This window comes from Methylobacterium sp. J-070 (genome assembly GCF_022829385.1).
Classification (GTDB): Bacteria; Pseudomonadota; Alphaproteobacteria; order Rhizobiales; family Beijerinckiaceae; genus Methylobacterium.
The window spans coordinates 13310-31013 of record NZ_JAKSXX010000169.1 but is presented as its reverse complement, the minus strand read 5'-3'; the positions used below and the strand labels follow the sequence as shown (position 1 = coordinate 31013).

Here is a 17704-nt window from a genome sequence, read left to right as displayed (position 1 = left end):
CGTCGGCTGCGAGTGAACAACCGACCGTCACCGGATCGGTGTTGTGTTTGGTGAGCGAGCTAAGTGCTGCTCAGGGTATCATCGGGGAAGCGGTCGTCGGCCACCGTTCGAAGTCGACATAGGTCCAGGGCTAACAGGGCGCGTCGGGACCTTCCGGGTGGGTGAGCATCGAGTTCATTGGCGCGGCTGACATAGCCTCGGGTCGTTCCGAGCTTGTTCCAGGATCGCAGAGCGTTGTTGCGATGCCGCCACGCCGGTGGATCGTCGTTGTTAGATCGATCGGCGTTGGAGTTCAAAAAGGAGGGCGCTAAAGCCCGCACAATGTTCGATGACACAGCTGCTCAGCGCTATCTCGCGGGCTTGAACCCGGTCGCCCTGGGGTCAGTGCGCTGGCTCATCTATGACGACGCCCGGCAATGGGTTTCGGTCGTGGACGGCGAAATCGCCCCGCTGCGACAAGACTGTGAGCATGTCGTAAGGGCCTCACGGGAGGGGGACGCCAGAACATCATACGTCGCCGCGATCCGCGAGTTCCTTGCGGAAGGGCCCGACTGCACCCCGCAGGTTGTCGCCCTCTCTTGCGTTGTGCTGATGCAGAGCATCGGTGATCTCGACGAGGTCTTCGCTCAGATACAGTCTGGCGTAATGGCAACGCTGGTCTACGCCGAGGATGTAGTCGTTCGGCCAGTCGTCGTATGACTGGATCCTGTGCTGTCGCAGAACGGCATGCCGTATCCAACGCGGACCCAGACAATTCGAGCGTTCGTCGAGAGGGGCCTTCCACCGGTTCCGTGCATTCTATGCTGAGGAAGCTGAGGGCACTTTCGATGATCGAGCGTCGGGCAGAAGATCGGACGCATCTCAATATCACCGGCCTGATCCTGGTCGACGAGCACCGGACCATGCCGTGCACCATCGCCGACCGCTCCGCGACCGGCGTCCGGGTGATATCGGCGAGCGCCGAAGATCTGCCGGACACTTTCATTCTTACGATCGACGACACCGGCGAGGCGCTCGTATGTCGCGCAGCTTGGCGGAGGGTTGACCAGATTGGCTGCATCGCCGACGCATTGATCCTTGAGTGGCTCGAAGCGTCAAATTCGCTTCGAACGCCGGCCTGGGCCTGAGCGAACGCCCGACCTCGGCGCAGGTCCAGGCTCCAGGGGGTGGCAAGAGGCCTTCCAAACGGACAAGCATCAAACGCGGTAGGGCGGCCTAAAGTGCCGCTTGGCGGTCCTGGCATGCTCTTGGCGGCTTAGCCGTTGCTGGCGAACCTTTATGGGGCAGCGGTGATGCTGCCGGCTCGTCGTTTCGATCAGGCGGCTTTGCGCCGGCCCTTCTTCTCAGCTTGCGCCATTGCACCGGGGCGGCCAAGCCCGATGGCCTTGGCAAGCGCAGAGCGCTGCACTGCGTAGCTACGGGCGACCATCGGGTAGTCGGACGGCAGACCATAGCGCTCGCGGTAGCTGCGCGGGTCCAGGTCGTGGCTGGTCAGGTGGCGCTTGAGCGTCTTGTAGGTCTTGCCGTCGAGGAAACTGACGATCCCGTCATCCCGAACCGACTTGTGGATCTGAGCCGCACTCGGCCTGTCGACCACATCAGCGATCTCGTTTGACGCCGAAGCGCTGCCGGAGGTCAGGCCAGCGACTGCGCAGTGCACATTCCGGATGAGGCTCGGAAGCTCTGTCGCCGGGACCTGGTTATTCGAGACGTAAGCGGCAACGATATCGCCGGCCAATGCGGCAAAGCTGGGAGCGCATCCATCGGTATATTCTGTCATTTTATTCTTTCCTCAGTCCTAACACTCCAGCGAATATGCTCAGTGTCGTCGTTAAGTCAGCCGACCGATGCGAAAAGCAAGGCGACTGCGACAGATAATCTCAATTCAGGTCGAAATTTCTGCATGATCAGCCGCGATATGCAGCATGTGTCGTCATGTTTGCTGTGCTTCCCGAGGAAGCGGACGTCGCCCCCGCTCGATGGTGGGCCCGACAAGCCTTGGCCTGTGATCAGGCCGTAAAGAGCGCTCGGCTCTGAGCGACGCTCGCCACCGCGCTCGTTTTGCAGCGTTGTGAGCCGAAGCGCATCTCTACTACGGCTGTGGCGAGCGGTGCTCTCATCAATGCACGTCCTCCTCTTCGTCCGCAGGGACCGGCACACCCAGCCCGATCTGGCGGGCGAGCTCGTCGCTGATCGGGATCCGGCCCCACATGGCCTGGCCGCGGCCCTCCGCTTCGGCCGCGGCCCGGGCCCGCTCGCGGAACCGCGCGTTCGCCCGGGCCATCGACGCGCGCTCGGCGGAGATTTCGTCCTCGGTCGGCTCGGTGATCACGGTCTCGCCGCGCAGGTCGGCCTTGACCGTCTCCCAGTGGGCGACGGCGTTGGCACGGTCGTCGTCGGTGGCGCCGGTGTCGTAGAGCTCGGCGCAGAGGATGATCTCGATGCGGGCGAGCTCGGTCTCGACATCGAGCAGTACGTACCGGCACTCGGCCGCGACCTGGGCCATCGACGGGCAGCTGTGCCGGTCCCAGATCGTCTGGACCTTGCCGCGCGCGAACCGCAGGCGCGCCTTCTCGATCGCCCAGGTCAGCTGCTCGGCGAGGGCCTCGGCGTACATTCGGACGCGGACCTCGGCCTCGTCCGCCGAGCCGCTGAACTGCGCCCAGCCCATCAGCAGCGCCAGGATCACGTCGTCGGCTTGGTCACCCGGCGTCGCGACCAGGCTGACGCGCAGCTCGTCCCGCCGCCGCTCCAAGGCTGCGTAGGCGTCAGCGTCGGGCGCCCGCGTGGCGGGCATGCGCTTCCGGCGCCGGTCCGTCGGATGATCGTCCAGCCGGCTGCTGAACATCCGGATCAGGGTGTCCATCTGCGCGGTGATCAATGACGGGGCCGAGATCTGCTGCGGCACGAACGGAGTCAGGGCGGACATCGGAAGCTCCCATGCGGCGAAGGAAGAGGGCGATCGCGCCGTTGGCGGGCGGGCGCGGTTGGGCGGCACCGGCACGTGGCCGAGCGGATGGCGAAGGCTGAGGGTCGTTCAGCGCGGCGGCCGCCTCGGCCTTGCGGCGCTTCAGGCGGGCGGCGATCCAGGCCGACGCATCGAGGGGCTCGACCTCGATGGCCTCGTCGATGACGGCCAGCACCATGCCGGCATCCTCGCCGGACTCGCTGAGCCATTGTCCGATCCGGGAGTGAGCCCGGGCGGTCGTCCAGCCCGTTAGGTCCCGGAGGGTCTCCACCCCCCTGCTGCGGAGATCGGATCGAAAATCCCTCGGGGCCGGGCCGCTCCGCGGCGCCGAACCGCTAGGTTCGGAACGGACTCCTCTGATGGATTCCTTCTGGGGGATTCCTCTAGGGGTGACAGCAGTGTCACCCTCGGGGGTGACTGGGCTGACACCCCCGGGGGTGACAGGATCGACCGGATCGGGCGGCGGTATGGGTGACTGTGTGTCACCCTCCCCACGGGCCGTTCGGGCCTCCGGACGAGGAGGCGCCGGGTCGTTCGCCGTTGGCCGTGGCACGCCCGGCAGGTAGAGGACGAACAGGTTCTCCCGCTGTCGACCGGTCTCCGCGTGGCGCTGCTCGACCCGCAGGATGCTTAGCTCCTCCAGGACGCGGATCTTGCGCTGGACGGTGCGGACCGACTGCGAGCACTTGCGCGCCAGCGTCTCGATCTTCGGCCAGGCCTGTCCGGTCTCGGCGTGGGCGTAGTCGGCGATCACGAAGGCGACGAGCTTGGCGATCCCGTCCGGGATGTCCGTCTTCATGACGTAGTGGATGGCCTCGATACTCATGGCGGTCGGCCTTCGTGCAGGCAAAGCTTCAGCGTCCGGCCGCGAAGCCTGTCCGGCTCCGGGCACGCGAAGACCCGTCGGCTGAATCGCTGGTCGCGAAGCCGTGCGGGCCTAGGTGGCGGGTGGAAGCTCGCGGCGCAGACCGGCCGTCAGCCTCCGCCGAAAGGGACGGCGTCTGGAGGCGGCAGCTCAGGACCTGCGGAAGGCCGGTATCTCGTCCGGACCGGGCGGCATCAGACCGGGCACGAGGTGGGGACCAGGCGCAGGGCGCGCGAGGATTCGAGGGGCCGCTGGTGGAGGGCCGCGGGGCCGGGGCCAGAGGGTGATCACTGCGTCAGCTCCGGATCAGGCGGGGGTCGTCGCGGGGTCGCCAGCCTGGACGGTGCCCTGGGATGCGGGATCCGCGGCGGCAGTTCCGGTCGTGCCGGCGCCTGTCGACGCGGCGGTCCCGGTCGGGCCGTCGGCGGCCGGCGGCGTCAGCTTGGCGAGCACCGCGTCCGTGCTGGAGATCGACGCGTCGAGCTCGGTCGTGTCGATCGCTCCCGGCGCGGCCGCAGCGAGCGTCTTCAGCATGTCGGTGTGCGTCTTCTGGGTTTGGAACACCCCGACGAGGACCTCGGCGATGACAGCGTTCTGGGCCTCGATCCGGGTGACCGATGCTTCGATGCTCATGAGCTTGCCTGTCTGGTCGCCGAGGGAGGCCCGAACGGACGGGCGACCGCGCCCGAACGGGAAGAGGGACGCGAGGGAGAGCACGGGGTCAGGCCTCCGAAGCGGGCACGCCGGCGCCGATGCGCGGCGGGCCGGCCGGGCCGGGATCCGGACGCAGGGCATCGAGGCGCCGCAGCGAGTCCCGCTGGCGAACCTCGGCCAGCGCCAGGCAGTCGATGATGCCGAGGTTGTTCACCCGGACCGCCCGGGCGGCCGACGAGGTGTCGCCCTCCAGGCGGTCGTTCTTGGCGCGGAGGTCCTGGGCGATCTGCGCCAGCAGCTCCTCGAGCTTCCAGCCTGTCGGGTTGGCGGCCGACATCAGCACCGGGGTGGTGGGCGTGCTCATCGATGACCTCGGGAGGGTTGCCGCGCACAGGCGCAGGGGCAGCCGGAGCGGGCTGGGAAGGGATTCAGATTCCGAGTCTGGCGGGAGTCGGGGCCGCTCCGCGGCCTGCTCCCGGGCGCCACGCTAGGTGCCCGGTCCGGGTGACGCCGGCGGCGTCGGGGGTGGCTCGAAGGCCTTCACCCACGCGGCTCGCGCACGGCGGCACAGCGCGTCCTTGCCGATCGCGATGAACTCATCGCCGGTCGGCTTGCGGAGCGTGAGGTCGTCGGCGAAGACGGCCCACTCGCCGCAAGCGACGCAGATCGAGAGATCGCCGCCCTCAGGGCCGCGACCGGCGTCAACCGCGGTCACACGGTCGGTCGCGTGACCGCAATGCGGGCAGCGGTTGCGGAGGACGCTCGTGCGCAGGCCGGCATGCGCGCTCATTCAACCGCCTCCAGGATCTCCGGTGCGGCCGGTCGATAGAGGTTGAGAAAGTCCTCCCGCGGCTTACGCTGAAAGGCTTCGCCGTACGGTCCGTAAGAACACTGCTTTACGAACTCATAGAACGCGTCGGGCTTTTCACTATTGGCGCCGATCGGCCAACGGTGATGCGTGGCGGTCGAATAGGTCGCCCCGCGCCGGGGCATCTCTTTCTTGGATCCGCGCCTCGCAAAGACGAAATGCTCGGTCGTGTTGCGCATCTCGTGGCCGAGGCTGAACTTCGGATCGTTGCGGGTGAGGTCACTGGTCTCCTTGACCCAGGTGTGGACCGTTTTGACCTCGAAGCCCCATGCCTCAATGATCGACGGGATCTCGGCCCACACGCCGTTGATGAACCACAGGTAGAGATGCGAATCCTCCCAGGCCCAGGTCTGCAGCGGCAGCGCGCGAATCTGGTCGAGCGACATCTTCGCGTAGGCATGGCCGGCCGCGGCGGAGACGTTCACCTCCATCCACGGCGGGTCCAGCACCACCGTCTTCACGGACCCGTCATAGGGCACGAGGTCGAGGCAGCGCTGTTCGTCGCCGACGGCGCTCATGCGCTTCCACGCCGCCGTCGGGTTATCGGCCTTACACATGACCGGGACGAGGAAGCCGAACCGATCCGGGTCGAGCGCGGCCGCCTCGCAGACCTCAAGGGTCCGCAGCAGGAAGTCGGCGCTCTCGTCCCAGAGCTTGCCGAGGTCGGTGAGCACGCGCCGCTGCTCGGCGTCGAAGGTGCTGCCGATGACGGGCGCTTGGCCCAGTCTCGCCTCTAGCAGCGCGCGAACCGCGACGTTGATGTCGACGAGGCTCCAGCGGCCCTTCCAGGCGTCGGTGAGCAGGCGGCGGCCCTGGCGCTTGAGCGCGGGCAGCGTGATCGCCTTCTCAGATTCACGAGCCGATGAGATGCACGCCCACGCGACGTTGGGGGCGCCGCCGGCGTCGAGGAAGCTGAGGGCCGGACCGAGTCGGGTCGGATCGGTACCGGCTGCGTCGTGGACCTTCAGAATCCAGTCGAGCCAGTTCCAAGCCCTGTTCCAACGCCGCGCTGTCGCGTGGACAGCCGTAGTGGGTCTCTGAATTTCAGAGACCCATCGAGCCGAAAGACGGGCTCGCGCAGCCTCGCGCTCAACCGCTAGAATCGGACGCGCCGCGGTCGCAACCTCGCTCAACAGCCACGGCCTAGGCCCACGCATCACGCGCCCTTGCGAACTCAGATTTGGACTGGGGAGGGCGCGCGGCATGGCGCGCCCGGGATTCATGCCGGCGAGAAGCCGAGCGTGAGGGTGCGGGTCGCCATCAGGCGAAACCCCGCTTGAGCGGCACGCGTAGCGCCCGCTCCTCAAGCTGCCCTTCACGACGCGCCGCCCAGCGCAAGGCGACGAGCAGCACCAGGTCGACCGGCACCGTGAACAGCGCGGCGAAGCTCGGGTGCACCATGATCGCGGTGACCACGACGACGGCGATCAGGAGCCAGAACGAGGGGGAGCGGGCGGCCACCGGATCAGTCCTGCGGCTGCGCGATGGCCTGGATCTGCGGCTTGGCAGCCGTGAAGGCCCGCAGCAGACCGTCGTAGGCGCGCTCGTTGGCGTTCACCCACGGGATCGCGGTGACGAACAGGGCGTCGACCGCGATGGTGTCGAGCGCCTTGGTCCCGAACACGAGGCCGCCGGGCTGGATTCGCGGGTACGTGCCGGCCGGGATCTCGCCGTAGCCGTAGACCGGCTGCCCACGGGCGTCCTTGGCCGAACCGACCATCTCGTGATCGTCCGAGCGGACCAGCACCACCCGGTCGCCCTGGGCCTGCGCGTCGTTCTTGATGAAGGACGCGTTGAGCGCTCCGACCCAGAGCGCGCACTGCACCTGGCTGCCGTCGGCCACGGCCGAGAGGGCGCGCACGCCGGCGCGGGTGTCGACGCCTACAGACCCGAAGCGCTTCTTGTCGGCGAGCGCGAACGCGTCCCAGGTGGTCCGGCCGCCCGAGCCGTCGGGGCCCACGGCCACGGTGTTAGCCTTGCCCAGATCGGTGATCTTGGCGACGCCGGCGGACCGGTTGCACAGCAGGTGGACCTGCTCCTGGTAGAGCACGCCGGCCCGTTCGATCGTGGAGAGCGCCTGCGCGTTCTTCGAGCTGTAGACCAGGAGCGCGTCGGACTGGACGAAGGCGCCGTCGCACTGACCGGCGGAGAGCTTGTCAAGGTTGTCGAGCGAGCCCGGCGTCGGGACGACCTCGATCTTCAGGCTGCCGGCCTTGCTCTTCAGCATGTGGCCGGCGCGGAAGTAGTTACCGGATTCGGAGCCGGTGCACAGGCGAAAGGTCGGGGGCTCGGCCGCCAGCACGGACGAGCTGGTGGCGAGGACGAAGGCAAGGGCGGCGAGCGGGGCACGCATGGACGAGTCTCAGGCTTGGAGGGCGGGGGCTTCGGACGCGGTGTTCGGCTTCTCGTCACCGGCGGTACCGCCGGGCTCGTCGCCGCGCGCCCGCTCCGGGGCCTCAGGCTCGGCGGGGCCGGAGCCGAGATCCGGCGCGCCGGCGGTGCCGACGGCGGCGAGCGCCGGCTCGTTCCACCAGCCCTCGGTCAGGCGACCGTCGCCTGCGCGGTACCGGACGAGGTAGCTACGGCCGTTCTCGGCATAATCAGCGCGGCCGATGACGGTGCCGCGCTCGTCGCTGCCGACGAGGCCGACGAGCTGGCGCAACCCGAAGGCGAAGACGCTCACCAGGCCGACATGGCCGTCGCTGACGGCGCCGGCCTGGTTCTCCGCGACGACGATCGAAGCGCCGTCGTGCGCGGAGAAGTACCGGTTCTCGCCGGCCCTCACGGTATCGGTCCAGACGGCCCGGACCTCACCGCCGACCTTGCGCTCGACGGTGTTGACCTCGGCGGCCCAGGCGACGCCCTCTGGCACGGCGACATACACGGAAGTGGTCACGGGGCGCTCCTCAGGCTCCGGGCGGGGGGTGAAGGTCGGTATGCTGACCGCGGGACCAGAGGCGCGGCAGCCATTCGCGCGGGCGCCAGATGCTCTCGGGCATCGACGGGTCGGCGCAGTCGGCCGCGACGCCGACGGCTTCGGTCAGCCACAGGGGGCCGCGCTGGATCGCGCGCAGCAGAGCGGCGAGGCCGACGCGCAAGAGGACCAGGTAGCCGCCGATCCTCATCGGCCGCCCCCGTCGAGGCGAGCGCGCAGGCCGGCGATCTCCCGCTCCAGGCGCTCGCGTTCCTGCTGGCGGGCGGCGGCTACCAGCCAACCGGGCGGGCTCTCCAGGGCCGCGCACAGCACTTCGGCGTCGTAGGCGCCGATCAACTTGCCCAGCGCCCAGAGGCTTGGCGCCGAGCCGCGATCGAGCCAGCGTTGGACGGTTGCGACTGGTAGGCCCGTGTCGGCCGCCACGTTGTCGGCCGTCTTGATCGGGTACTTACTACGCAGGAAGTTCGAAAATCGATCCGCAACAACTGTTCGATCCTCGCACGCACCTGTTCGGCCATCCACCACAACTGTGGTGGCGTTCCCGGGCGACTGTTTCATCGCTTTCCTCGATGCTGTGGGCATCGAGGTGGATCGGGCGATCGGTCCGGTCGGGAAGAGCGAGGCGGTCATCGATCGGCCCTCGCGAGGAGGTCGAGCGAACCATGCAGATGATCACGCGCCAGAGCTGCCAGGCTGGAGGGCGCGTGAGGGACGGCGGGGGCGGTTCGCGTCATGCGAGCCGCCCCGTCGCTATGGTGGCCAGGGCAACGGCACCGGCGGCGCAGACGACGGCCCAGAAGGCGTGGCGCACGACGTCGCTGTGCAGACCGCCATCGAGCGCGGGTACGACCTCGATGAACGACCTGAGGCCGATGGCGGCGAAGGCGATCGCGGGGATGAGCAGGGGCGCCATTCAGGCGCCTCCCCAAAGGGACCGGAGCCCGAAGGCCCCGGCCAAGTCTAGGGAGGAAACGCCCGCCATGGGCATCCCCCGGTCGGCGGACGCTAAACCGCCGGCCGGAGTGGGTGCGCAAGCGCAGGCGGGATGCCGGGCATGATGCTCGACAGTCCCGCCGCGCCCGCTACCATCACTGTTGTCGGACAGGATGGAGCTCGCGATGATGGACGACGACTTGGTCCCGCAGGCGCGAGCATTGGCGCACGCGACGGGGACGAACATGATCCTTCGTCTGCTCGTAGCGAAGATCGAAGAGTTGCACCCCGGGACCGCCGACGAGCTGTACGAGCAAGTCGAGGTGATCGCCGACCAACTTGCGACCAGCGGAAATCTCGAAACAAAGGTGATCAACGAAGTGATCACCCACGCGAAAGGCATCCTGGCGACACGCAACACCTAGCAACCCTCCCGATCGAGAGCCGCCGGGATCGAGGCTGCGCCGTAGGGCAACAGCTTGGTCTGGACCTTCGTGCCGTTGGGCAGGATGGTAACCTGGTCCTGCCGGGTGGGCAGGGGCACGCCCATGACGTCACCGAGGTCCAAGGTCAGACGCTCGGCAGAACGGACAGCCTCACCGGGGCGCTTGAGGTAGGCGAGCAGCAAGCCTCCGAAGAAGCCGAGCCCACGCACCCACTGTTCGGCCGTGAACACGCTCCCGGACGGGGTCGGCACGTGGTGGCCGTTCGGCGTGGTGGGGCTGCCGCAGTAGGGGCAGCGGTTGCGGGCCGCGGTCATGCGGCCGCTCCCTCGGCGGCGGCCGAATTCCAAGCGCGGGTGAGCCCGTGAGCATGAAGCTCGACAGCCTCACCGCGCCGGCTACCATCGGAAGTGCGAAGACCGATGGAGTTCAGAATGACCCTCGAAGAAGAGGTCCGGTGGCTGCGGCTGCGTCTCAGCGCGCTGGAAGCGAAAGCCTCCGAGGCGGATCGCCACTTTCGCAAGGTGAGCTGGGCGATGGTGCTGCTGACGGCCGTCGCCTGTGCGGATTTCATCCGAGCATTCGTCGGATAGTCGACAGCTCGGCCCCCATCGCCACGAGAGCTGCGCAACCCAGCGCTAGGCGGTCTGAGCAGAGCAGGCTGACGAGCAGGGTCAGCTGCGACAGGCCTACGTCCGCCGGCACCGGCACGGATAGCAAGCGACGATTGCGCTTGTGCATGGAGCTTCGTGCGCATCAGGCGGCAGCTCCCTCGGTGGGGGCGGCGTCTCGAACCCAGTCACGAAGACCGACCGAACCTTGCGTCACTTCCTCGATGCGAATCGCTACCTCTATCGAGGGGCCGCGCTCGCCGTACTTCAGCTTCCGAATCCCATGCGCAGTGATCCTGCCGACGCGCTTCGCCATGGCGATGTCGTCGAGGTTCTCGGAGCGCATGTAGTCGATGAGCCTCATACCCCACAGATTTGCCCTTAAGGGGAAAGAACGTCAACCCCTACAAGGGGAAGGACGAGCGAGCTGCACATGCGCCATCAATCCCCTTATGGGGAACAGTTTGCGAGCTCTGAGGACAAAACGAGGTTGGACGCATGACCAAGCGGCCGCCGAGATGGGCGTCTCGCGCGGGCAATTCATCAAGCTTGAGCGTGGCGAGCGTGGTCTGACTGAGCGAACGATCGGACTCGCAGCCAAAGCGTTTGGTGTGTCGAGGGCGGTGGTCATGGATGAGGAGGTGGCGGCAGATGCGCCACGGTCATCGTCCGATGCGCCGGCAACGTCGAGTATTCGTCCATCGGATGGCGGCGCCGGCCCCGATCTCACAAAACTCAAAGGCCCTCGGGATGTCCCGGTCCTTGGTACTGGCGTCTGCGGGGATGATGGCGACTTTCGCTTCAACGGTCAGACGATCGACTACGCGCCTCGGCCGCCCGGCATCGAGGGCAAGAAGGATGTGTTCGTCGTCTACGTCGTCGGCGACAGCATGGCTGAGCGCTACGAGGACGGCGATCCGCTCTATGTCGATCCGCACCGCCGCCCGAAGCCGCGGGACATTGTCATCGTCGAGCTCAAGGCGCCCCGCGAGGGCGAGCCAGGCGGCGCATTCGTGAAGCGTCTCGTTCGCCGCAGCGGTGGAAAGATCGTGGTCGAGCAGTTCAATCCGCCGAAGGAACTCGTCTTCGACGAGGATGATGTGGTTCGTCTCCACCGGGTGATCCCGTGGACCGAACTGATCGGGATCTGATCGCCATGACCCAGCTCGAGCCCTTCCGCTCGGACACCGCCGCTCGCGCCCAGTTCGACGATCTGCACACCGACTTCATCCTGCCGATCTGCCCGCCGGATCCCGAACTCCAGGTCGGGGAAGTCCTCGCCGTCTTGGTGGTGACCACCGTGGAAGGACAGCGGGTGGGGGTGCCGATCGGGGTGAATGCGCTGGAGCACTTGCAGGGGATCGTGGAGGCGGGGCTGCGGGTGGTGCGGGCGGAGGATGAGGACCTGGTGCAGTAGGCCGCCGTCAGGCTGCGGCGGCTCGCGTTCCATTTAGCGCCACCAGTCGCGCCAGCGCATCATCGATCGCGATGTCTTCCGGCCAGCCGTAGGCGGCGGCAACAGCACGATCGAGTTCGGCGTGCGCATCGTCCAGCCAGCGAGGGCGTTCGTTGTAGAGGTTGGTCAGCGTGCGCTTGCCGAGGACACCAGCTGCGTTCGCATGGCATGGCAGCTGCCGGACCGGGAAGCCAGGCACCACCTCCGGCTCCTCACGAACCTGGTCTGCAGGGTTCAGCCACGCGGATCTCAGTGAATGCAGCTTCTCCGCTGCAGCTCCGATCCGACGGGCGCTGGACGCGCTCGCGTAATCCGTTGCTGAGATGTTTGGCGTCAGGCCTACCGGGAATGGATACGTCTCGAATGTCGAAGTTGGAGTGTAGCGCGGCCTATCCTCCAGACTACTTCCCAGACGCAGCGACCAAGTCTCGTGGAAGCGAGAGTGCAAAACACCAAATGTGGTGTCGTCATCGCGAGCGATAGCGATTACCTGCGAGTCAGGCACCACGATCGGGTCGAACCAACCGAACAGCCGGTGCTTGGCCACCCGGGCGGTGCCGATATAACGCTTCAGGGGCTTGAGCGCCGCTGTCAGGGCGGGTCGTGCCTCGACGTGTTTCCACCAACTCCGAGCATAGACCTCGCGCCGGTTTTTCACGCGTTCGGGCTTCACGTGAGCCAGGATGTGCGCAAACGGCCCCCCGTAAAACGCCGCTTCGTTGTCGCTACCCATGGCGTTGAAGTCTATCAGCCACATGTCCCGCGGGCGCCGGACGATATCGAGGCCATTGATCCAAGGCCGCAGCACGTCCGCGTTCGGCCGCCCGTTGACGTTGAGCGGCGCGGTCAACCACGCCCGCGCCACTTCGCCCGGCACATCGAACGATCCGCCCTTGGTGTTGCCCATGAATGCGACGCCGCGGTTCTCGGCAAGCTGCGCTACGCTCGTTAGGTTAGCCCCGATACCGGTTAGATCCGCGTTGATGCGCTCGACCGGGGCGCCGTCCAGTTCGGCGCCCTCATCCGCTTCGGCCTCCCCGAAGCACACGAGCGATACCCGGACCGCTGCCCCGTCCACGATCCACGGCTCGTCAGCCCAGGCGGAGAAGATCGGCATGTCGGCCGCGATCCGCTCCAGGACGCGCCGATTGACGCCGCCGCGGATCGAGTTCGTCGTCACGAGGCCGGCACGGCGTGCATCCCCTCGCTCGATCTGCGCGCGCGCCTTCTCGAACCAGTAGGTCACCAGGTCGGCTTCGGCGGGGACGCGCCCGCGATAGGTTTCGAACAGGCTGTCAACCGCAGCGTCGCCGAGGTTCCGGCGCAGCATCTTTCCGCCCAGGAACGGAGGGTTGCCAACGATGAACTCCGCCTTCGGCCACTCGGCTTCTTCGATTGGTCGCGATAGTGAAGATGCAGCAGGCGGAGTCGTGATCAGCGCATCGCGGCATTCGATCGTGTCGAGACGCCGCAGGATCGGCTCCGGCCGCGTGTAGAAGCCATTGCGCACGGCCCACTGGATGTCGCCGATCCACACCGTCGTACGCGCCAGCTCGGCCGCCAAAGGGTTGATCTCAAGCCCGCGCAGGATCTCAGGTCCGACCATCGGCATACGCGGCGGCAGGCCGTAGATCTCGCACTCTTGGTTGGCGGCGTGCTCCAAGTCCTTTACGGCGTGCAGCGCCATGTACAGGAAGTTGCCGGATCCGCAGGCCGGGTCCAGGATTTCCAGGGTGCGCAAACGCTCCAAGAACACCGATCGGCGCTCCTCGGCCCGCTGCCACTCCTTCGCCTTCGGCCCCTTCTTGCGCGCCTTGTCGGTCAGTTGCTCGATGTCGGACTTGGCATCCTGCCACTCGGCGCGCAGAGGCCGGAGCAGCACCGGCTCGACGATGCGCATGATCTTCTCGGCATCGGTGTAGTGCGCGCCGATCTGTGCCCGCTTGTCCGGATCCAGGAAGCGCTCGAACAGCGTGCCGAAGATCGAAGGATCGATGTGCGCCCAGTCCTGGCGCCCTGCCTCGATCAGCAGCTGCACGTCGCCCGCGTCCAAGGGAAGCGCAGGCTGCTCATCGAAAAGCCCGCCGTTGATGTAGGGCAGGCGTTCCAGTCCGAACCGGCCGCCCTTGCGCAGGATGGCGAATAGGTCGTCGAACAGCATCTTGGCTTCGTGGGGGCGCCCTGCGACCTCCTCGATAGCTCGGCGAAAAAAGCCGGCCGGTAGCAGGCGCACGTCCTCGGCGAAGAAAAGGAAGGCGAGGCGGTTGACGAGGTGGGCGACCTGTTCAGGCGCATGGCCTCGCTCGCGCAAGCGCAGCGCGATGCTGGAGAAGCGGTCAGCGGCCTTGCGGGTCAGGTCGGCGCGGCTGCCGCCCTTGCGCAGCTTGGTCGGCTCGTGGAACGCCGACCGCAAAATATCGAGTTTTGCTGGCTCGCGCAGATCGTCGAGGCTGATGTCGTAGGAGTATGGGACGGTGTTGGTCCACGCGGTGACCACACGGAACTGGTCCGTATCGCAGGCTATGTGCAGCGGTGGGCTCTCCAGCGCGAGCGCATAGCGGGCGAGCTGGTCGAGTGCATCGCCGAGGTTACGCTTCCGCTTCTTGTACTCCCAAGCGAAATGCTGCCGCTTCCAGACATCGGCGAAGCCAAGGCCGCCACCGGATTTCTGTAGGCCCTTCTCGAATGCGAAGGTCTCTCCCTTTGGGTCGGCCTCAATGGGCGTTGGGTGGTCGAGCAAGCGGCAGAGATCATTGAAGTGCGACTGAGCTGCGGCGCGCTCGGACAAGGCGACCGGCTTCCAGCGGTCGATGAACTGCTGTGGCGTCACGCGTGCTCACTCCCCAAGCTCGGCCGTTCTGATGGGCGATGCTTGTGGATTAAGCGTGAACGGGGTTGACTCCCTCAAGATCGAATGTGCGGCAAACCGCAATTCGCACCGCGGCGTAGCGACTCAGCAACGGCCAATCTCAGAACGCCAGCTGATCCGCCAGCCCCGCCGGCACCTTCCCGAAGATCGCCAGCGTGATCGGCTCAGATCGGCTTCCAGAACCGAGGCGGGTCGTTCCCGGGCATGGGTTGCCCGTCGGAACGCGTCCAGCTTTTCTGGATCACTTGTAGGTTGGCGGGATCGGTCGACGCTACATCAGGTTGCGTAAAGCGAGCTTCAAATTCCGCCGGGTCGAGGGTCAGTCGCAGGCGCACGGGCGTACCGTCGAAGGGCGGCCCGGGCTTCATGAGGTCGGGCACGAACGTCCACCCGTCGTCGTCACTCATGGGCATCCCTCTTCCGCTGCGGGGCAGTGCGAGGTCGATGCCGGGCAAGGATAAGGCCAGTCTACGCCAGGGCCTGCGGATGGGGCGAGGGCGTGCCGGCATAGCGCTTCGGGTCGCGTGGGCAGCCCGTATGGGCAATCCGATGCATGAGGAAACGACGCCCTCCGGCCGTGAGCATGCCGCCGAGCATCACCGGCCCGTGACAGTCCGGACAACGTTTGGGCGCCATCGCGTAGACGCCCTTCGCGTCTGCCAAGCTGATCGGGCGCCAGTCGCCATCGATCTTCGCTTCGCAGGTCTGGAGGTCGGGCGCAGGCATGTGCCGAAGGTGCCATGCTCGTTTGAATTCGGCCAGCGCAGCCGAAGCACAGTCAGAACGGTCATTGATCCGCCATCACCGGCGGCACCCGTCCGAACCGCGGCGTCAGAGCACCGTGTGCTCATCAACTGCCGCTTCATCGAGGGGCACGAGGAAGGCTGCGCCGACGCCCCCATCGATCCGGCGCGCGACCGTCGCCCGCTGCCGTCCAACTAAGATCGCCTGGCCGATGTCCAGCGGCGTGTCCAGCTGCAGCGCCACGCCGGAGGCCGACAGGTTCACGATACGAGCGGGGACGCCCGTGCCGTCCGCCAGCGCGATCTGTACGGCCCTTCGCTTCGGCACGATCCGGCGGTGAACGCGCACCTCCTCCGGCGGTGGGGCCTGCAGCCGTGCCAAGCCGACGAGACTGCGCACTACCTCGCCGGGCGTGGCGCCGCGACCCATGACGCGCACCGCGAAGTCGGCAGTCCCCGCCCGTACGACGCGGATCTCCATTGCCCCAACGCCACGGATCGAGCAGCCGAGCTGCGCCTCCACCGGCGGGATGGTCGCCGAACGCATCCGAATGCCCTCAGCCGAAATATCCACCGTGATGGCGTGGAACTCTGAACCGTCGGCGCGCCAGCACAGAGCGGGGAGGATGATGGCGTGACGTGGGATCGCTCGCCGTTCGGTCATGGCTTTAGTTGTCTCATCCTATCAGCGTGTGGCGGTCAACTTGCGGTGTCGTTGCTGCAAACAGCAGCATTTTATCGAATGGCGACTTGCCCCTGGTATTGATGGCCAAGCAGATGACGCGTTGATCGTTCCGACTAGCCTGCTGCCATTACTAAGAATGGTAACTGGTCCGCCAGGCTCGGCGGCACCTTCCCGAAGATCGCCAGCGTGCCTTTGCCGCGTGGGCGGGCATGGTCACTAGGTGGGCCGAGGCGCACCTTGGAGAGATTGCCCGCCGCTTAGCAGGACGCCATGCCCCACACGTCGAAAGTCCTCATGGCCATCGTCCTGACTGGCGTGGCCACGAGCGCCGTCGCTCAAGGCCGCACGTTTACGCGCACCTTCACCTGTTCGGCGCTGAAGGCTCTCGTCGCTCAGACAGGGACCGCTGTTCTCGCCTCGAGCGAACTCGCCTACGAGACCGTCCACCGAGACAGCGGCGCATGCCAACAGGACGAGACTGGAGCGCCCGCCTATGCGCCGACGCTGGACGTACCGGCCTGCTTCGTCGGGTGGCGGTGCAAGCAGCACAACAGTGACGCTGGACCGGTGTGACGGAGAATGATCGGACCGACGCTCGATCCGCTTCGCCGCGCGACACCCGTTCAAATGTCTGCCCTTCGGTCGAGGCGCCGGCCTGGCTGATCACATTTACGATAACATCAATAAGTCTCCGGCGGACTGAGCCGCCCACCCTGTACGGCGGCATGCCTTCATCGCTACAGTAACCTGCCACCATTCACCTTCACGGTGAAATACGTATGGGAGGTTGCACATGAAGAAGACTGCTTTCGCCATCGTCGGAACGCTGATGACCGCAGCGGCCATAACAGCGACGGTAACGCCGGCCTCCGCGCTGGGTGGATGCGGCCCGAACGGTCACCGCAACCGCTTCGGCTACTGCGTCTTCGGGGGCCAGAACCAAGCCTTCTGCATGCGCACCAGGGGGCACCCGGCGGTCCGTATGCCCAACGGCACGCTGCGCTGCTTCTGAGGCCTGGCGATCATTGGCGGCGGCTCGGGAGGCTGCCGCCGGTGCTGCTTGTTGGAGCGGCCGCTGGTGTCGTCTGCGATCAAAACGGCAGTTGATCCGCCAGCCCCGGCGGCACCGTCCCGAAGATCGCCAGCGTGATCGGCTCTCCTCCGTCGTCGAAGTCGGGATCCACGACCGTGCGGGTGAAGGCGGCCGCGCCGATCGCCCGGCCGAGGCGGACCTTGTCCTCAGCAACCCTGCAGGCTTCTGCTGCCCCTTTGCAATCCATGAGGCCGCCTTGAGCCAATCGGCCTTTCACAAGGACGAACAACTGAACGCTGTGAGCGACGACCGGCTGTAAAGACATCGAACCGCCTCCTATCGCTGGATCAGACTTGACCTCTCAGAACTAAACGCAGCGTCACGTTGCGGCCGCCACCGCCTTGTGCCTCGCAAACATGGCAACGAAAACGGCTGCCGAGCGCCTGGACTGTGCGGAAACCCTGTCGCTCTGCGGCTCTTACTCTGAAACTCGGCCAGTATGACTTACGGCCGCAATCTTCACATTGGATGTAGATCCCGACCACATCCGCAAGCTCGGACGGGCAGTCACGCGGCAGGGCTCCCATCCAGACCTCGTTTTTGTTCATGTTGTGTTCTCATGCTGCAACCAGACCGCGATA

Annotated in this window: 28 protein-coding genes; 8 read left to right on the top strand and 20 right to left on the bottom strand. The window is 66.5% G+C overall.

Translation table 11 applies throughout. The features are described 5' to 3' along the window. The first annotated feature begins 285 nt into the window (after positions 1–285). Together MKL01_RS18745 and MKL01_RS18740 are read left to right on the top strand one after the other, a co-directional pair. The gene (locus tag MKL01_RS18745; protein WP_243906720.1) at positions 286–699 is read left to right on the top strand and encodes a hypothetical protein; all 414 of its coding nucleotides are present in this window, start codon (positions 286–288) and stop codon (positions 697–699) included. Between the two features lie 128 nt (positions 700–827). After that, positions 828–1127, top strand: coding sequence for a PilZ domain-containing protein (locus tag MKL01_RS18740; protein ID WP_243906719.1), 300 nt, complete (start codon positions 828–830; stop codon positions 1125–1127). Between the two features lie 188 nt (positions 1128–1315). On the opposite strand, the gene MKL01_RS18735 is transcribed toward MKL01_RS18740, so the two are convergent. The 13 genes from MKL01_RS18735 to MKL01_RS18675 form a co-directional block, all read right to left on the bottom strand. After that, positions 1316–1780, bottom strand: a complete 465-nt coding sequence (locus MKL01_RS18735) for a MucR family transcriptional regulator (RefSeq protein ID WP_243906718.1) — start codon at positions 1778–1780, stop codon at positions 1316–1318. 339 nt (positions 1781–2119) lie between these two features. Further along, positions 2120–2797, bottom strand: a complete 678-nt coding sequence (locus MKL01_RS18730) for a hypothetical protein (RefSeq protein WP_243906717.1) — start codon at positions 2795–2797, stop codon at positions 2120–2122. After that, positions 2769–3794, bottom strand: coding sequence for a helix-turn-helix domain-containing protein (locus MKL01_RS18725; RefSeq protein WP_243906716.1), 1026 nt, complete (start codon positions 3792–3794; stop codon positions 2769–2771). Before MKL01_RS18725 ends, MKL01_RS18730 begins: the two co-directional genes overlap by 29 nt. Before the next feature lie 345 nt (positions 3795–4139). Beyond that, entirely contained in the window at positions 4140–4466 is a 327-nt protein-coding gene (locus MKL01_RS18720; RefSeq protein WP_243906715.1) for a hypothetical protein, read from the bottom strand. 88 nt (positions 4467–4554) lie between these two features. Further along, complete coding sequence (locus MKL01_RS18715) at positions 4555–4851, bottom strand: hypothetical protein (RefSeq protein WP_243906714.1); 297 nt, start codon at positions 4849–4851, stop codon at positions 4555–4557. 123 nt (positions 4852–4974) lie between these two features. Next, the gene (locus MKL01_RS18710) at positions 4975–5277 is read right to left on the bottom strand and encodes a hypothetical protein (RefSeq protein ID WP_243906713.1); all 303 of its coding nucleotides are present in this window, start codon (positions 5275–5277) and stop codon (positions 4975–4977) included. Beyond that, positions 5274–6488 carry an MT-A70 family methyltransferase gene (locus MKL01_RS18705; protein ID WP_243906712.1) on the bottom strand — a complete coding sequence of 405 codons (1215 nt, stop codon included), beginning with the start codon at positions 6486–6488 and terminating at the stop codon, positions 5274–5276. The genes MKL01_RS18710 and MKL01_RS18705 overlap by 4 nt, the downstream gene beginning before the upstream one ends. A 127-nt stretch (positions 6489–6615) precedes the next feature. After that, complete coding sequence (locus MKL01_RS18700; RefSeq protein WP_243906711.1) at positions 6616–6816, bottom strand: hypothetical protein; 201 nt, start codon at positions 6814–6816, stop codon at positions 6616–6618. Between the two features lie 4 nt (positions 6817–6820). Further along, positions 6821–7708 (bottom strand): TAXI family TRAP transporter solute-binding subunit, encoded by an 888-nt coding sequence (locus MKL01_RS18695; protein ID WP_243906710.1) that lies wholly within the window; start codon positions 7706–7708, stop codon positions 6821–6823. A gap of 9 nt (positions 7709–7717) precedes the next feature. Then, positions 7718–8251, bottom strand: coding sequence for a hypothetical protein (locus MKL01_RS18690; RefSeq protein ID WP_243906709.1), 534 nt, complete (start codon positions 8249–8251; stop codon positions 7718–7720). Between the two features lie 10 nt (positions 8252–8261). Next, positions 8262–8480 (bottom strand): hypothetical protein, encoded by a 219-nt coding sequence (locus MKL01_RS18685; protein ID WP_243906708.1) that lies wholly within the window; start codon positions 8478–8480, stop codon positions 8262–8264. Then, positions 8477–8920 (bottom strand): hypothetical protein, encoded by a 444-nt coding sequence (locus MKL01_RS18680; RefSeq protein WP_243906707.1) that lies wholly within the window; start codon positions 8918–8920, stop codon positions 8477–8479. Before MKL01_RS18680 ends, MKL01_RS18685 begins: the two co-directional genes overlap by 4 nt. A gap of 100 nt (positions 8921–9020) precedes the next feature. Then, the gene (locus MKL01_RS18675) at positions 9021–9203 is read right to left on the bottom strand and encodes a hypothetical protein (protein WP_243906706.1); all 183 of its coding nucleotides are present in this window, start codon (positions 9201–9203) and stop codon (positions 9021–9023) included. A 205-nt stretch (positions 9204–9408) separates the two neighbouring features. Between MKL01_RS18675 and MKL01_RS18670 the strand changes: the two genes are divergently transcribed. Continuing rightward, a complete protein-coding gene (locus MKL01_RS18670; RefSeq protein ID WP_243906705.1) occupies positions 9409–9648 on the top strand; it encodes a hypothetical protein in 240 nt (79 codons plus the stop codon). On the opposite strand, the gene MKL01_RS18665 is transcribed toward MKL01_RS18670, so the two are convergent. Further along, positions 9645–9983, bottom strand: a complete 339-nt coding sequence (locus MKL01_RS18665) for a hypothetical protein (RefSeq protein ID WP_243906704.1) — start codon at positions 9981–9983, stop codon at positions 9645–9647. The two genes, MKL01_RS18670 and MKL01_RS18665, sit on opposite strands and share 4 nt — an antisense overlap. Positions 9984–10100: 117 nt before the next feature. Between MKL01_RS18665 and MKL01_RS18660 the strand changes: the two genes are divergently transcribed. Beyond that, positions 10101–10259, top strand: coding sequence for a hypothetical protein (locus MKL01_RS18660; protein WP_243906703.1), 159 nt, complete (start codon positions 10101–10103; stop codon positions 10257–10259). A 163-nt stretch (positions 10260–10422) separates the two neighbouring features. On the opposite strand, the gene MKL01_RS18655 is transcribed toward MKL01_RS18660, so the two are convergent. Beyond that, positions 10423–10641 (bottom strand): hypothetical protein, encoded by a 219-nt coding sequence (locus MKL01_RS18655; protein WP_243906702.1) that lies wholly within the window; start codon positions 10639–10641, stop codon positions 10423–10425. A gap of 88 nt (positions 10642–10729) precedes the next feature. Here MKL01_RS18655 and MKL01_RS18650 point away from each other — a divergent pair, with 88 nt between their 5' ends. Beyond that, positions 10730–11428: an XRE family transcriptional regulator gene (locus tag MKL01_RS18650; protein WP_243906701.1), complete on the top strand. Its 699-nt coding sequence runs from the start codon at positions 10730–10732 to the stop codon at positions 11426–11428. A 5-nt stretch (positions 11429–11433) separates the two neighbouring features. Then, positions 11434–11694, top strand: a complete 261-nt coding sequence (locus tag MKL01_RS18645; RefSeq protein ID WP_243906700.1) for a hypothetical protein — start codon at positions 11434–11436, stop codon at positions 11692–11694. A gap of 7 nt (positions 11695–11701) precedes the next feature. Here the strand turns inward: MKL01_RS18645 and MKL01_RS18640 are convergent, their stop codons facing one another. The 4 genes from MKL01_RS18640 to MKL01_RS18625 form a co-directional block, all read right to left on the bottom strand. After that, positions 11702–14563 (bottom strand): class I SAM-dependent DNA methyltransferase, encoded by a 2862-nt coding sequence (locus MKL01_RS18640; protein WP_243906699.1) that lies wholly within the window; start codon positions 14561–14563, stop codon positions 11702–11704. Positions 14564–14766: 203 nt separating this feature from the next. Continuing rightward, complete coding sequence (locus MKL01_RS18635) at positions 14767–15009, bottom strand: hypothetical protein (RefSeq protein ID WP_243906698.1); 243 nt, start codon at positions 15007–15009, stop codon at positions 14767–14769. A 61-nt stretch (positions 15010–15070) separates the two neighbouring features. After that, complete coding sequence (locus MKL01_RS18630; protein WP_243906697.1) at positions 15071–15328, bottom strand: hypothetical protein; 258 nt, start codon at positions 15326–15328, stop codon at positions 15071–15073. 105 nt (positions 15329–15433) lie between these two features. Beyond that, a complete protein-coding gene (locus tag MKL01_RS18625; RefSeq protein WP_243906696.1) occupies positions 15434–16009 on the bottom strand; it encodes a PilZ domain-containing protein in 576 nt (191 codons plus the stop codon). A 315-nt stretch (positions 16010–16324) separates the two neighbouring features. On the opposite strand from MKL01_RS18625, the gene MKL01_RS18620 reads away from it, so the two are divergent. Both MKL01_RS18620 and MKL01_RS18615 read left to right on the top strand, forming a co-directional pair. Further along, positions 16325–16603, top strand: a complete 279-nt coding sequence (locus MKL01_RS18620) for a hypothetical protein (RefSeq protein ID WP_243906695.1) — start codon at positions 16325–16327, stop codon at positions 16601–16603. A 256-nt stretch (positions 16604–16859) separates the two neighbouring features. Beyond that, positions 16860–17042, top strand: coding sequence for a GCG_CRPN prefix-to-repeats domain-containing protein (locus tag MKL01_RS18615; RefSeq protein ID WP_409566278.1), 183 nt, complete (start codon positions 16860–16862; stop codon positions 17040–17042). A 79-nt stretch (positions 17043–17121) separates the two neighbouring features. Here MKL01_RS18615 and MKL01_RS18610 read toward each other — a convergent pair whose 3' ends face one another. Further along, positions 17122–17388, bottom strand: a complete 267-nt coding sequence (locus MKL01_RS18610) for a hypothetical protein (protein ID WP_243906693.1) — start codon at positions 17386–17388, stop codon at positions 17122–17124. Positions 17389–17704 lie beyond the last annotated feature (316 nt).

What these genes read in the sequence shown, in the direction of transcription:
- MKL01_RS18615 (WP_409566278.1), top strand. Translation starts at nt 16,860, where the DNA reads ATGACCGCAGCGGCCATAACAGCGACGGTAACGCCGGCCTCCGCGCTG.
- MKL01_RS18655 (WP_243906702.1), bottom strand. Translation starts at nt 10,641, where the DNA reads ATGAGGCTCATCGACTACATGCGCTCCGAGAACCTCGACGACATCGCC.
- MKL01_RS18680 (WP_243906707.1), bottom strand. Translation starts at nt 8,920, where the DNA reads ATGACCGCCTCGCTCTTCCCGACCGGACCGATCGCCCGATCCACCTCG.
- MKL01_RS18620 (WP_243906695.1), top strand. Translation starts at nt 16,325, where the DNA reads ATGGCCATCGTCCTGACTGGCGTGGCCACGAGCGCCGTCGCTCAAGGC.
- MKL01_RS18715 (WP_243906714.1), bottom strand. Translation starts at nt 4,851, where the DNA reads ATGAGCACGCCCACCACCCCGGTGCTGATGTCGGCCGCCAACCCGACA.
- MKL01_RS18630 (WP_243906697.1), bottom strand. Translation starts at nt 15,328, where the DNA reads ATGCCTGCGCCCGACCTCCAGACCTGCGAAGCGAAGATCGATGGCGAC.
- MKL01_RS18635 (WP_243906698.1), bottom strand. Translation starts at nt 15,009, where the DNA reads ATGAGTGACGACGACGGGTGGACGTTCGTGCCCGACCTCATGAAGCCC.
- MKL01_RS18725 (WP_243906716.1), bottom strand. Translation starts at nt 3,794, where the DNA reads ATGAGTATCGAGGCCATCCACTACGTCATGAAGACGGACATCCCGGAC.
- MKL01_RS18695 (WP_243906710.1), bottom strand. Translation starts at nt 7,708, where the DNA reads ATGCGTGCCCCGCTCGCCGCCCTTGCCTTCGTCCTCGCCACCAGCTCG.
- MKL01_RS18610 (WP_243906693.1), bottom strand. Translation starts at nt 17,388, where the DNA reads ATGTCTTTACAGCCGGTCGTCGCTCACAGCGTTCAGTTGTTCGTCCTT.
- MKL01_RS18670 (WP_243906705.1), top strand. Translation starts at nt 9,409, where the DNA reads ATGATGGACGACGACTTGGTCCCGCAGGCGCGAGCATTGGCGCACGCG.
- MKL01_RS18625 (WP_243906696.1), bottom strand. Translation starts at nt 16,009, where the DNA reads ATGACCGAACGGCGAGCGATCCCACGTCACGCCATCATCCTCCCCGCT.
- MKL01_RS18685 (WP_243906708.1), bottom strand. Translation starts at nt 8,480, where the DNA reads ATGAGGATCGGCGGCTACCTGGTCCTCTTGCGCGTCGGCCTCGCCGCT.
- MKL01_RS18650 (WP_243906701.1), top strand. Translation starts at nt 10,730, where the DNA reads ATGGGGAACAGTTTGCGAGCTCTGAGGACAAAACGAGGTTGGACGCAT.
- MKL01_RS18730 (WP_243906717.1), bottom strand. Translation starts at nt 2,797, where the DNA reads ATGCCCGCCACGCGGGCGCCCGACGCTGACGCCTACGCAGCCTTGGAG.
- MKL01_RS18720 (WP_243906715.1), bottom strand. Translation starts at nt 4,466, where the DNA reads ATGAGCATCGAAGCATCGGTCACCCGGATCGAGGCCCAGAACGCTGTC.
- MKL01_RS18645 (WP_243906700.1), top strand. Translation starts at nt 11,434, where the DNA reads ATGACCCAGCTCGAGCCCTTCCGCTCGGACACCGCCGCTCGCGCCCAG.
- MKL01_RS18665 (WP_243906704.1), bottom strand. Translation starts at nt 9,983, where the DNA reads ATGACCGCGGCCCGCAACCGCTGCCCCTACTGCGGCAGCCCCACCACG.
- MKL01_RS18710 (WP_243906713.1), bottom strand. Translation starts at nt 5,277, where the DNA reads ATGAGCGCGCATGCCGGCCTGCGCACGAGCGTCCTCCGCAACCGCTGC.
- MKL01_RS18675 (WP_243906706.1), bottom strand. Translation starts at nt 9,203, where the DNA reads ATGGCGCCCCTGCTCATCCCCGCGATCGCCTTCGCCGCCATCGGCCTC.
- MKL01_RS18740 (WP_243906719.1), top strand. Translation starts at nt 828, where the DNA reads ATGATCGAGCGTCGGGCAGAAGATCGGACGCATCTCAATATCACCGGC.
- MKL01_RS18735 (WP_243906718.1), bottom strand. Translation starts at nt 1,780, where the DNA reads ATGACAGAATATACCGATGGATGCGCTCCCAGCTTTGCCGCATTGGCC.
- MKL01_RS18660 (WP_243906703.1), top strand. Translation starts at nt 10,101, where the DNA reads ATGACCCTCGAAGAAGAGGTCCGGTGGCTGCGGCTGCGTCTCAGCGCG.